The organism is Cognatishimia sp. 1_MG-2023, assembly GCF_030548175.1.
In the GTDB taxonomy this organism is placed as follows: domain Bacteria; phylum Pseudomonadota; class Alphaproteobacteria; order Rhodobacterales; family Rhodobacteraceae; genus Cognatishimia.
Map to the genome: position 1 here is coordinate 302,689 of NZ_JAUORX010000001.1, position 13,221 is coordinate 315,909.

The 13,221-nt window shown below is 54.0% G+C and carries 12 protein-coding genes; 5 read left to right on the plus strand and 7 right to left on the minus strand.

From position 1 onward, the window contains the following. Positions 1-13: 13 nt before the first annotated feature. A complete protein-coding gene (locus tag Q4544_RS01500) occupies positions 14-1,588 on the minus strand; it encodes a Re/Si-specific NAD(P)(+) transhydrogenase subunit alpha (RefSeq protein WP_303503482.1) in 1,575 nt (524 codons plus the stop codon). Positions 1,589-2,040: 452 nt separating this feature from the next. On the opposite strand from Q4544_RS01500, the gene Q4544_RS01505 reads away from it, so the two are divergent. Further along, positions 2,041-2,409: an MmcQ/YjbR family DNA-binding protein gene (locus Q4544_RS01505; protein ID WP_303503484.1), complete on the plus strand. Its 369-nt coding sequence runs from the start codon at positions 2,041-2,043 to the stop codon at positions 2,407-2,409. A gap of 3 nt (positions 2,410-2,412) precedes the next feature. On the opposite strand, the gene Q4544_RS01510 is transcribed toward Q4544_RS01505, so the two are convergent. Then, the gene (locus Q4544_RS01510; RefSeq protein ID WP_303503485.1) at positions 2,413-3,009 is read right to left on the minus strand and encodes a TetR/AcrR family transcriptional regulator; all 597 of its coding nucleotides are present in this window, start codon (positions 3,007-3,009) and stop codon (positions 2,413-2,415) included. 106 nt (positions 3,010-3,115) lie between these two features. Between Q4544_RS01510 and Q4544_RS01515 the strand changes: the two genes are divergently transcribed. Next, a complete protein-coding gene (locus Q4544_RS01515; RefSeq protein ID WP_303503487.1) occupies positions 3,116-3,898 on the plus strand; it encodes an SDR family oxidoreductase in 783 nt (260 codons plus the stop codon). Between the two features lies 1 nt (position 3,899). Here the strand turns inward: Q4544_RS01515 and Q4544_RS01520 are convergent, their stop codons facing one another. From Q4544_RS01520 to Q4544_RS01535, 4 genes are all read right to left on the minus strand, one after another. Further along, positions 3,900-4,664, minus strand: a complete 765-nt coding sequence (locus tag Q4544_RS01520; RefSeq protein ID WP_303503489.1) for a gamma-glutamyl-gamma-aminobutyrate hydrolase family protein — start codon at positions 4,662-4,664, stop codon at positions 3,900-3,902. 182 nt (positions 4,665-4,846) lie between these two features. Then, entirely contained in the window at positions 4,847-5,275 is a 429-nt protein-coding gene (locus Q4544_RS01525; RefSeq protein WP_303503491.1) for a heme-binding protein, read from the minus strand. 100 nt (positions 5,276-5,375) lie between these two features. Next, a complete protein-coding gene (locus tag Q4544_RS01530) occupies positions 5,376-6,443 on the minus strand; it encodes an agmatine deiminase family protein (RefSeq protein ID WP_303503493.1) in 1,068 nt (355 codons plus the stop codon). Positions 6,444-6,449: 6 nt separating this feature from the next. Further along, positions 6,450-8,588, minus strand: coding sequence for a malate synthase G (locus Q4544_RS01535; RefSeq protein WP_303503496.1), 2,139 nt, complete (start codon positions 8,586-8,588; stop codon positions 6,450-6,452). A gap of 242 nt (positions 8,589-8,830) precedes the next feature. Here Q4544_RS01535 and Q4544_RS01540 point away from each other — a divergent pair, with 242 nt between their 5' ends. From Q4544_RS01540 to pepN, 3 genes are all read left to right on the plus strand, one after another. Further along, complete coding sequence (locus tag Q4544_RS01540) at positions 8,831-9,196, plus strand: hypothetical protein (protein WP_303503498.1); 366 nt, start codon at positions 8,831-8,833, stop codon at positions 9,194-9,196. A 25-nt stretch (positions 9,197-9,221) separates the two neighbouring features. Continuing rightward, positions 9,222-9,851, plus strand: a complete 630-nt coding sequence (locus tag Q4544_RS01545) for a hypothetical protein (protein ID WP_303503500.1) — start codon at positions 9,222-9,224, stop codon at positions 9,849-9,851. A 73-nt stretch (positions 9,852-9,924) separates the two neighbouring features. After that, positions 9,925-12,480, plus strand: a complete 2,556-nt coding sequence (gene pepN / locus Q4544_RS01550; RefSeq protein WP_303503502.1) for an aminopeptidase N — start codon at positions 9,925-9,927, stop codon at positions 12,478-12,480. Positions 12,481-12,519: 39 nt separating this feature from the next. Here the strand turns inward: pepN and Q4544_RS01555 are convergent, their stop codons facing one another. Beyond that, positions 12,520-13,155, minus strand: coding sequence for a LysE family translocator (locus tag Q4544_RS01555; protein ID WP_303503504.1), 636 nt, complete (start codon positions 13,153-13,155; stop codon positions 12,520-12,522). Positions 13,156-13,221: the final 66 nt, after the last annotated feature.

Here is a 13,221-nt window from a genome sequence, read left to right on the forward strand (position 1 = left end):
TGTCCCCGTCTCCTTAAGATTTCTGGAACATGGCGAGCATGCGCCGTGTTACGAGGAAGCCGCCGAAAATGTTGATCCCGGCCATAAAGACCGAAAGCGCGGCGAGGATAATCACCAAGGCTGATCCAGAACCAATCTGCATCAAAGCACCCAAAATGATGATCGAGGAAATCGCGTTGGTCACAGCCATCAAAGGTGTGTGCAAGCTGTGCGCCACGCCCCAGATCACTTGGAAGCCAACAAAGACCGCCAGAACAAACACGATAAAGTGCTGCATAAAGCTGGCAGGCGCGAAAAGACCCGCACCCAAAATCAATGCACCACCAACGGCAAGCAAAGTAACCTGCTGCTTGGTTTGCGCTTTGAATTCAGCAACTTCCTGAGCGCGCTTCTCTTCCGGAGTCAGCTCTGGAGCCACCTCTTTCGGTTTCTGCGCCGCAATCGCCTGCACTTTTGGTGGGGGCGGTGGGAATGTGATGTCACCTTCAAAGGTCACTGTCGCGCCACGGATAACATCGTCTTCCATGTCGTGATTGATTTGACCGTCTTTTTCAGGGGTCAGGTCAGTCATCATGTGACGGATGTTTGTCGCGTACAATGTCGATGCTTGTGACGCCATACGAGATGGGAAGTCAGTGTAACCAACGATGGTCACGCCGTTGTCTGTGACGATCTTCTCGTCCATCACAGTGCCTTCGGCGTTGCCGCCGCGCTCTGCAGCAAGGTCAACAATAACAGAACCCGGCTTCATCGCCGCGATCATGTCTTCAAGCCATAGCTTTGGTGCTGGACGGTTCGGGATCAACGCTGTGGTGATCACGATGTCAACTTCGGGCGCCAATTCACGGAATTTCGCCAACTGCGCTTCGCGGAATTCTGGGCTAGAAACAGAGGCATAGCCACCGGTCGCCGCGCCGTCTTGCTGTTCTTCCTCAAAGTCGAGGTAAACAAACTCGGCCCCCATGGATTCAACTTGCTCAGCCACTTCTGGACGCACGTCAAACGCATAGGTGATTGCACCCAGCGACGTCGCCGTACCAATAGCCGCCAAACCAGCAACACCCGCACCAACAACCAAGATCTTCGCAGGAGGAACTTTACCCGCCGCTGTGATCTGACCGGTAAAGAAACGGCCAAAGTTGTTACCCGCTTCGATCACCGCGCGATAACCCGCGATATTCGCCATGGACGACAAAGCATCCATTTTCTGAGCGCGCGAGATACGAGGCACCATTTCCATGGCGATCACATTCGCGCCCTTGGCTTTGGCAGCTTCCATGCCTTCTTCGTTCCCGGCTGGGTTGAAGAAAGAGATCAGCGTCTTGTCTTTTGTCAGGCGCTTTAGCTCAACCGCTTCCGGCTGACGCACCTTTGCAATAATGTCGACCTCTTTCCAAAGCCCGGCTGCGGTCTTGATGACCTCAACGCCAGCTTCTTCATAAAGAGCGTCAGAAAAACCTGCAGCTTCACCTGCACCTTTTTCGATTGCACACTCATATCCAAGCTTTTGCAGTTGCTTGGCGGAGTCCGGGGTCATAGCGACACGCGCCTCACCCTCAAAGATCTCCTTTGGTGTTCCGATTTTCACGTTTCCAGTCCCCCTATACAGAACTTTCCATTCCCCGGTCCGGTCTTAGCCGGCTCGGGATTTCCTTACTTTGTACAGCCCTATTTCACAAGTAATTGCTACAGAAATAGTCCCTGTTGCGACCATTCGTTACGCCAATGTTTCGTGGTAGCGCTGTCATGCGCAAACCCGATCCGGAATTCAGCAAGCAAATAGAAAAATAAACTAGAGAACTGATGAATAAAAACATTTCGTTCATATGTTTCGGTCTCCTACCTTGCAAAACATGGCCCAACGGCCATCTCTCGCCCCCTGCACGCCAATCCGTCACGCACAAAGATTTCTATCATGCACCCTTTATGCGCAATTTAATTACAAGCGCAATATTTTTCTGCACTGCGGCATAGCGACGTCGCGACACAATCGGTTGCGTCACTTTACGGTCACACCTAATGTTTTCGAAAAGGCGCACAATGACCCGAGACGAATTCAACACTTTTTGCAAAGCAATGCCTGCAACATCCCATGTCGTTCAATGGGGCAATGCCGATGTCTGGAAAGTCGGCGGCAAGGTCTTTGCCATTTGCGGATGGAATGAAGGCAAAGATGCCTTCACGTTCAAAGTCACTCCACTTGCCTTCGAAGTTTTGCAGGAACAACCAGGCATTCGCCCTGCCCCCTATCTCGCATCACGCGGGATGAAATGGTTACAACAATACGGCGAGCCGGGCCTATCAGACGCAGAACTCAAAACGCACATTGAGGTTTCATATGGGTTAGTCTCTGCAGGGCTTTCCAAGAAAAAACGCACAGAGCTTGGCATTCCGGAACCTAAAGAATGAACGCTAAGCAGTAAGCCCACGCGCAAACATCAACGCAAATTGATCCCGACCTGCCGCATAGTCATCATAGCTAGGAACACCTGCCTTCAGTCCCCACAATGCGGTCATCATCAAACGTGCGACATCCACAGAAGATCCGCCATAGGGCCGCAGATCAATACGATCTTCGGCGGCCAATCCGTCCAGCCACTCAGCATAAAGCCCAATGATCTTGGCATCACCAGCGGCCACCACCTCTCCTGCTGCTGTAGTTTTCGCATCTAGCAATTCGCCGCCATGCGGAGAATTCAACAAAGCCTTGAACGCCTCCCCGGACTGCGCCCGAAAACCAGCCAGCAATACGTCATCAACAGAACCGGGCTGACTTAACGCCGCTTTCAAATCCAAGTAAGATTGCTCGTAGTACCAAGCGACCAATGTCCGAAAGATGTCTTCTTTGTTTTTAAACTGAAGATACACAGCCGCACGCGACATCGCTGCGCCCTGAGCAATATCCTCCATCGACGTACGTCGAAATCCGTACATCCCAAACGCCTCAAAGGCTGCTTTCAAAATGGCGGCCAGTTTGGGGTCCTTGGGGAGCGGTAGTTTTTCTTCCATATCAAGCTTCTGACAATTTTACCAAAATTTGTCAATTGACACACTGACACTTTGCACTAAATATGTCATATCGACAAGTTCGCCATCTCAGAAACGGAGTTTAGCTGTGAAAAAAACTGCGCTCATCACCGGGGCTTCGTCTGGCATCGGTAAAGAATTTGCCAAATATCACGCCTCAAAAGGTGGCGATCTCATCATCACAGCCCGCCGAGAAGGCGCGCTTTCAGAATTAAAGGCAGAGCTCGAAGCCCAACATGGAGTGACCGTGCACGTCATCGCCCTTGATCTTGCCGCTTCAGATGGTGCGCGCAATCTTATCGATGAAATCCAATCGCGCGACTTAACCGTTGATATACTAATCAACAACGCAGGCTTTGGCGGGCACGGAATGCACATTAACCGTAGCTGGGCTTCAGAGGCTGCGATGATCGACCTTAACGTGAAAGCTTTGGCCGAACTTAGCCACGCATTTGGCATGCAAATGATAGAGAATGGCGGTGGCAAAATTCTCAACGTTGCCTCAACGGCAGCAATGATACCTGGCCCGCTACAAGCCGTTTACTTTGCATCAAAAGCATTCGTCATGTCCTATAGCCAGGCGCTGGATGAAGAGATGCGCGACAAAGGTGTTACCGTGACCTCGCTCAATCCTGGCCTCGTCCTGACAGAGTTTGTGGCAACGGCCAACCTTGGCAACACGGGTCTTAGCAAACAAAAAGGAGCATCAGCCGCGAGTGTCGCAAAGATCGGCTATGATGGAATGCTCAAAGGCAAACTTGTTGTAATCAATGAGCCGCGTCTTGCCTTTATGCTAAACTGGATCACTCCCTTATTGCCGCGGCGTATCGTGTTGCGCCTCATCAAAGGAATGCAATCCAAACCGGCCTAATTTAGGCCATTCCAGAGCACCGACTGGACCAAGCCCGCGCAGCGTCACCAAAGGCGGTAAACAACGGCCGGCTAACCGGATCATGCGCCGCATTCCATTCTGGGTGCCATTGCACCGCCAAAGTAAACCCCGGCGCATCTTTGATATAGGTCGCTTCGGGGGTCCCGTCTGGTGCATGCCCCTCAACAACAACCCGCGCCCCGGCCTCTTTGATCCCCTGCCCATGTAGTGTGTTTGTCAAAACGGTCTGTGACCCCATCAACCGATGAAACACCCCACCTTCGACAAAACTCACCTCATGCCGCAGCTCAAACTTTTCTTCTAACGTGCCATCCGGCGGCATCCGGTGGTTCATACGCCCCGGCAAATCGCGAATTTCAGGATAAAGCGAGCCACCCATAGCCACATTCACCTCTTGAAAGCCACGGCACACACCTAAAAAGGGCTGCCCACTCTCAACGCAAGCCCGCACCAATGGCAATACAATCGCATCACGCGCCTGATCAAACTCGCCATGTGCATCGGTGACGTCCTCGCCATATTCACTGGGATGTACATTGGGTCGCCCACCGGTCAGCAAAAAACCATCGCATTGCGCCAATAACTCCGGCACCGAAACCAACCGAGGGTCCGCCGGGATCAACAAGGGCATGCAACCTGCCACCTGCGCAATCGCCTCAGAGTTCATCTTCCCACCCGCATGGGCCGGATATTGATCATCAATCAAATACTGATTGCCAATGATGCCAACAACGGGACGGCGCATAGAGGTCCTTTCGAAAAATCCAAGGAAAAGACTACAGCAAGAAGACGCAACAACCAGCGAATTCTAAGGAACCAAAGTTCACCATGGTCAAATAGACCATAAAACCGGCGGAATTGCCCACCAATCTGGCTGTTCGCCAGCCCCGACGCCAGCCTTCGCCAGCGTCGGGGATCAGCTAACTCTTATGCTTCGCCTTCTAGGCCAGCCGCAGCAATCCCTGCCAGCGCAGCTTCTGCATCGTTTTCAGAGGTATCGCCCGTCAGGCCAACCGCACCAATGATGCCGCCCTTTTTGTCGCGCACCAAAACGCCACCCGGAACCGGGATCACCTGCCCACCATAGGCACCGTTCACAGCGGCCATGAAATACGGCTGTTGTTCCGCGCGTGCCATCTGCGCACGACCCGCCATGCCCAACATCACCGCGCCATAAGCTTTACCATGCGCAATCGCAAACCGCCCAGGGGCCGAGTCATCTTCGCGTTCAAACGCAATCACATGCCCGCCTGCATCCATCACCACAACAGAAAGCGGCTTTAGGTTCATCTCGCGGCCTTGCTCTAATGACTTACGAATGATCGTACGCGCCTTGCGCAAATTGATTTCTGCCATGGTTCTGTCCCTACCCTTGTTTAATGCAGCCTATCGCTGCTTTCGTCGCTTGCATCATTGCCTAGTTGGCTTGCATTGGAAACGATATTTCGGGGGAAAATTACGTGATTTTCGGCATTTGTTGCGTGGCACAGTGAATACCGCCACCCAAATAGCCCAAGGCATCCACGTTCAACACCACCACCTCACGCCCCGGATAATGCCGTTCCAGTGCATCACGCGCTCTTGCATCTGCCCGGCTATCACCAAACTGCGCGGCAATCACCGCACCATTACAGACGTAGTAATTCGCATAAGACGCCACAAAATCATCATCCTGCGCGCGCGGCCACTTCGGCTCATCAATCACATCCACAGAAAGCCCAGCGCGCTGCAAAGCGTCATGGGTCTCCACCGCCGCTATATGAAACGGGTCATTTCGATCCACCTGCGACGGCAAGTTCATCAACACCCGCCCAGCGCCGGTAAACCGCGCCAAGCTATCAATGTGGTAATCCGTAATGTCCAGATTATACACACCCTTAGACCAGATCATCCGATCCGCCCCATAAGCCGCCAATAACCTCGCCTCTATCTCATCGCGCGACAGTCCAGCATTCCGGTTCTTATTCACCCAAGAGCTTTCATGCGCCATCAGCAACCCGTGCCCGTCGTGTTCAACCCCACCGGCCTCGCCGATCAAGCCACTGCTCACAACATCCAGCCCCAACCGATCCGCCACACGCACAGCGACACCGCGATCATTGCGATGCACCTGCTTGTTGCCCCAACCGTTAAACTGCAAATGGCTCACAACCAACGCGCCATCCCGCACAGCGAACAAAGGTCCACTATCACGACACCACAAATCCTCGGTCGGAATATCCCAAATCTCAACACGATCCGACAACAGCTTGCGCATCTCCCGATGCATCCTAGCATCTGCCAGCATCACAACCGGTTCGAAATCAACAATCGTATTGGCAATATCGGCAATCGCTTGCTTTGTTTCATCCAACGCCCAGCGCTCGGCATAAACTTTGCGACTATTGGGCCATTGCATAAGGGTCCGCTCATGCGGCCCCTCTTCGGGTGGAACATACAAACCAGTCACAGCCTCCCCAAACGCAGAACGGCCAAAGCTTAATGCTCCGGCCATCCCAATCATCATATCTCTGCGTCTCAGCATATGCGCTTACGACGCCTTTAGCTCTAGCCGACGCCCATGCAACACAGGCTCGGTATACCCAGACGGCTGAATACGTCCCTTAAAGACCAGATCACAGGCCGCTTGAAAGGCAATCCCATCAAACCCCGGCGCCATAGGCGTATACAGCGGATCACCCGCATTCTGCCCATCCACAACGGCCGCCATCTTATGCATCGCTTTCATCACGTCTTGGGCATTCACCACATCATGATGCAGCCAGTTCGCAATATGCTGCGAGCTAATCCGACAAGTCGCACGATCTTCCATCAATCCTACGTCATTGATATCCGGCACCTTCGAACAACCCACCCCTTGATCAACCCAACGCACGACATAGCCAAGGATACCCTGCGCGTTATTCTCAATCTCGCGCTGGATGTCTTCGGCACTCCAATCAGGGTTGACCGCCAAAGGTATCTCTAAGATCTCATCCACAGAGGCACGACGCCCCCCAGCAAGCAGCTTATCCTGCACCCCCATCACATCGACCTTATGGTAATGCAGCGCATGCAAGGTCGCAGCCGTTGGGCTAGGCACCCAAGCACAGGTGGCACCCGCCTCTGGATGGCCCACCTTCTGTTTAATCATAGCGGCCATCATATCCGGCATGGCCCACATGCCCTTACCGATCTGCGCCTTACCCTTTAGACCGCATTCCAAACCGATATCGACGTTCAGCGCCTCATAGGCCGCAATCCAGCCTTCGCCCTTAATTGCGTCTTTGCGCAAGAAAGGCCCCGCCTCCATGGAGGTATGAATCTCATCCCCAGTCCGATCCAAGAACCCAGTGTTGATAAACGCCACCCGAGACTTCGCCGCCCGGATGCATTCCTTTAGGTTCACAGAGGTCCGGCGCTCTTCATCCATGATACCGATCTTGACGGTATTGGCAGGCAGCCCCAGCACCTCTTCGACATAGCCAAAAATCTTATCCGCAAAGGCAACCTCTTCTGGCCCATGCATCTTTGGCTTCACGATATACACGGACCCTTTGACAGAGTTCCCGCTCTCCCGCTGTAAATCATGCTTGGCAATCATCACCGTGGTCAGCGCATCCATCAGCCCTTCGTAGATTTCATTCCCATCACGATCCAACACTGTGGGATTTGTCATCAGATGCCCCACGTTCCGCACCCACAACAACGCGCGCCCCTTTAGGCTACGCTGCGTTCCGGCTGCGGTGTTATACGCCAGATCATCATTCAAACGACGAGTTACAGTCTTACCGCCCTTCTCAAAACTCTCTTCCAGATCACCCTTCATCAACCCCAGCCAATTGGCATAGGCCTGCACCTTTTCCTCTGCATCCACACAGGCAACAGAGTCTTCGCAATCCATAATCGCGGAAACCGCACTCTCTAGGATCACATCCGCAATCCCCGCAGGGTCCGTCTTGCCAATGGAATGGCTTGGGTTAATCACCACGCGGATATGCAGACCATTCTTAACAAAGATGATCTGTGTAAGGTCATCGGTAATCCCACGGAACTGCTGAGGCTTCGCCAATGGAAACGCCCCATTCGCCGTAACCGCCACAAACTGACCATCCTGAAAATCAAATCCCTTCGCATCAGCCCAAGCACAGCCCTCAAACGGAACCGCCTCATCCAGATGCGCCTTCGCTGCGGCAACAACCTTGGCCCCACGCGCTGCGTCAAACCCTTTACCCTCTGGCAAGTCGCCCAGCGCATCCGTGCCGTAGAAGCCATCATACAAAGACCCCCACCGCGCATTCGCTGCATTCAACGCATAACGCGCATTGGTAACAGGCACGACCAACTGCGGCCCCGGAACCAATGCGATCTCTGGATCAACATTCGAGGTCTCTATCTGAAAATCATCCCCCTCAGGCAACAGATACCCAATCTCTTGCAAGAACGCCTTATAAGCCACCGCATCATGCGCCTGCCCCCGACGCGCACTGTGCCACGCATCAATCTGCTGCTGCAAATCCTCACGCTTCTGCAAAAGCGCTGCATTCTCTGGCCCAAACGCATGCGCCAGATGGCTCAACCCATCCCAAAACGCATCCACAGAGACCCCACTACCGGGCAAAGCCTGCCCTTCAATGAAATCCACATACTCTGCAGCAACCTGCAACCCTGCTTTTTCGATACGCGACATGGATGATCTCCCCGCAAATTAATCTGTTGCGCCAAGTGTTAGGTCAATTCCGCGAAGTCAGCAACAAACTGGACAAAGAACTATACCAAAATCAGCTTCGCATTTTTCAGGGTAATGCCCAGACAAGACCAACTGCCCCTAAGCCACAAAGCTTGCCATCCCATGAACTTCGCGCAAAAACTGGTGGGACAGCTATATTTTTCCCGCACCGCGGACCAACATATTTCAGAAAGACCTAACGAATGCGCAAACCCTTCGTGTCTGCCCTTATCGTCGCCACACTACTAACCGGGACGGCGACAGCCCAACAATCCAACATCCTATCTGGCACTCAAGTCGCCCAACAGATCACCGGCCAAAGCTTTCGATATAACGGCCACATCAATGGCCAATACTATTCCGGCTCAATGCAGTTCAAAAGCAACAAAACCCTAAAAGTCGCCACAGAAAGCCAAGCCCCCGACGGCGGCACATGGCGCATCGAAGGCAACCAGCTCTGCACCCGCCTCACCGAACTCCGCGCTGGCCGCGAAACCTGCTTCACCCTACGCCAGTTTTCTGCCGACCAATTCAGAACCAGCCACGGATTCACACTGAAGCGGCAGTGAGCCAACGCAGGACAAGAATTTCACATTGAAGCCTTTTACCAGCAGCATCCTAGACCAGTGTTCAGCCGCAATAGCTGAACTTAACCTTACGCGACAGCGCAGAGGGCTACTTGTCTGGCAGCTCAACGCCTATATGACTGGCGCCATAAACTTAGCAAAGCGTGACTACCCAGACCAAACCGTTGTGATCGAGCCATATCCACAAGTCTACTGGCATCCGATTAACCAAATTCTTGCTGTAGGAATGCGACGCAAATATAGCCGCTTTCAGCAACCCACGCGCTCAAGGCTTTGGTCACCCTTATTTTTCGACAAACCATGGTTCGAATTCCATCCAAACAATGACCCCATCGATACAATTAACGCCTTACGCCAATTCACAACGTCACACCTCATTCCCAAAGTCCTTGATATGGCAAACGAAACGGACATTCTGAGAAAGACACAACGGGATATCAAATCAGGTGGTGCCAACCCTGAGAAATGCCTCGCCATTTCCATCTGGCAAAATCGGACCGTAGACCTCGATCACGTGTTTCAATCCATTTTCAAAGAGCTCGAACACGACCAATACAAAAATAGCTTTACTGAATTTTACGACACTGTGCGCCAGTCAGAAGACATCGCACAATTGCTAGCATCAAAATCAAATTAACACTGCCATTCCGCTTGCAGCCCCCGCCGCGTGTATTACACCTATCCGTAACACCATATGACGGAGCCCCCCCATGCGTGACGCAGCCCCCCAGACGATCTACCTCAAGGACTACACCCCCTTCGGCTATCTGATCGACAGCGTGCACTTAACGTTCAAGCTGCACCCAACCGAGACCCGCGTGCTGTCCCGCATACAGTTCCGTCCAAATCCCGACGCTACGGACAAAACGTTCTTCTTGCACGGCGAGCAGCTTAAACTGATCTCTGCCAAGATCAACGGCGAAACCATCACCCCAACCGTCACGCCCGAAGGCCTCTCCGCAACTGCCCCCGACGCCCCCTTCACCTTCGAGGCAGAGGTCGAAATCTCCCCCTCAACCAACACCGCCCTCGAAGGGCTCTATATGTCAAATGGCATGTATTGCACCCAATGCGAGGCCGAAGGCTTTCGCAAAATCACCTACTACCCAGACCGCCCAGACGTCATGGCGACATTCGATGTCCGCGTTGAAGGCAATGAAAAGGTGCTTCTGTCAAACGGCAACCCCGGCGCATCCGGCGAAGGCTTCGCCGAATGGTCCGACCCATGGAAAAAACCCGCCTACCTCTTTGCTCTCGTCGCGGGCGAGCTGATCAACCACCCCGGCCAATTCACCACAATGTCCGGCAAAAACGTTGAACTAAACATCTACGTCCGCCCCGGTGACGAAGACAAATGCGCCTTTGGCATGCAGGCACTCAAGGATTCCATGAAATGGGACGAAGACGTCTATGGCCGCGAATATGACCTCGACATCTTCAACATCGTCGCCGTGGATGATTTCAACATGGGCGCGATGGAGAACAAAGGCCTCAATGTCTTCAACTCCTCCTGCGTTCTCGCCTCCCAAGCCACATCCACCGATGCAGATTTCGAACGCATCGAGGCGATCATCGCCCACGAATACTTCCACAACTGGACCGGCAACCGCATCACCTGCCGCGATTGGTTCCAACTGTGCTTGAAAGAAGGTCTAACAGTTTACCGCGACGCGCAATTCACATCCGACATGCGCAGCGAACCGGTAAAGCGCATCGAAGACGTCATCGCCCTGCGCGCCCGTCAGTTCCCAGAGGATCAAGGCCCCCTCAGCCATCCTGTGCGCCCAGAAGAATTCCAAGAGATCAACAATTTCTACACCGCAACGGTCTATGAAAAAGGCGCCGAAGTCATCGGCATGCTGAAAACCCTTGTGGGCCACGATGCCTACTACAAGGCGCTGGACCTTTACTTCACCCGTCACGACGGTGACGCCGCCACGATTGAGGACTGGATCAAAGTCTTTGAGGACTCCACAGGCCGCGACCTCTCGCAATTCAAACGCTGGTACAGCCAATCCGGCACGCCAAAACTATCCGTCCGCGAGGAATGGGATGCCGACACCGGCACATTCACCCTGCACCTGTCGCAATCCACCGCCCCAACACCGGGCCAAGACATCAAAGACCCACGCGTCATCCCCGTGGCCGTTGGCTTGCTGAACCCAAATGGCGACGAAACCCACCCAACCGAAATCCTAGAGCTGACCGAAGCAGAGCAAGCCTTCACCTTCGAAAACCTCGCTGCACGTCCAATCCCATCCATCCTGCGCGGCTTCTCCGCCCCAGTGATGCTGGAACAAGACATCGACAACGCCCGCCGCGCTTTCTTGCTTGCCCATGACACCGACAGCTTCAACCGCTGGGAATCTGGCCGCGATCTGGCGCGCGACACCCTGCTCGACATGATCCGCACCGACGCACAACCGAACCCAGACTACCTCGCAGGCCTCAAAGCCGTGATTGCCGACACGACACTTGATCCCGCATACCGTGCCCTCATGGTCGCGGTGCCTAGCGAATCCGAAATTGCAGGCGTCATCGCGGACGAAGGCGGCATTCCAGACCCCGCCAAAATCCACACCGCCCGCGAAGCCCTACGCACCGCGCAGGCCACCGCCCTCGCCGACCTGCTGCCCGCGCTCTATGCGGACAACCAGCCCACAGGCGACTATGCCCCAGATGCCGATGGCTCAGGCAAACGCAGTCTGGCGAACGTCGCAATGGCCCTTATGACCAAGCTCGGCCAATCTGACACCGCAGCCAAACAATTCGCCGCGGCGGACAACATGACCCAGCAAATCGCGGCTCTGTCCCAACTGGTTCAGGCGGGCGAAGGCACCGATGCTGTCCAAGCCTTCTATGATCAATGGAAACACGACCGACTTGTGGTCAACAAATGGTTCGGCCTGCAAATCACCCTCGCCAAACCGGACGAGGCCGCAGCAACAGCCCGCGCCCTAACTCAGCACCCAGATTTCGACATGACCAACCCCAACCGCTTCCGCGCCACTCTTGGCGCTCTGGCGGGCAACCACGCGGGCTTCCATCACGAAAGCGGCGCAGGGTACGAACTCTTGGCGGACTACCTGATCAAGCTTGATCCGCTGAACCCGCAGACCACGGCCCGCATGTGCACCGCCTTCCAAACCTGGAAACGCTACGACGATGCCCGCCAAGCCAAGGTCAAAACCCAGCTAGAGCGCATACTCGCCACCGAAAACCTCAGCCGCGACACCACCGAAATGGTCACGCGTATCTTGGGGTAATGTGCCTAATCTCAAGTGGCCCAGTCAGGATTGGGCCACTTACTTGGCAAACGCCACGCCTGCCCCCAGCCCAATAAACGTCACGCCCGTCACCCGCGCCAACCAGCGGCGCACCCGTTGGCCAAGTGGTCGTTCGCGCAATGAAACTGCGGCGAATGCATAGACCCCATGGATAAATGACACCAATCCAATGATGGTCGCAAACATGATCGCAAACTGTGGGACAATAGCGGCTTCAACATTCAAAAACTGCGGAAACACAGCCGTTAGAAACAAGATAGACTTTGGGTTACTGGCTGAAATCACAAAGGCCTGCAAAAACAATTCTTTGCGCGAAGGTCTCTCTCCCACCACTGCCGTCTCTATCACTCCAGCAGATGCCATCTGACCAAACGACGTTTTAATCAGCTTGATCCCAACCCAAGCCAGATACACCCCACCTGCTATCTTCATGATCAAATAAGCCACCGGCGCAGTCGCCAATGCTGCCCCCACACCAACAGACGCCAAAGCCGCGATAAAGAACAGGCACGTCAAGTTGCCTAAGATCGTCCAAACGGCCCCATACCGCCCAAATCGCGCGGAATTCATAACCACAATCAAAACATTTGGCCCGGGCGAGACAGACGCCACCAAAATCGCCATGGCAAAGAAAACCCAAACACTTAAATCCATACCGCTCAAATCCACTTAATTGATCCGCAAAACCACGCGGCCATCCGTTAACCAAACGTTAACTGT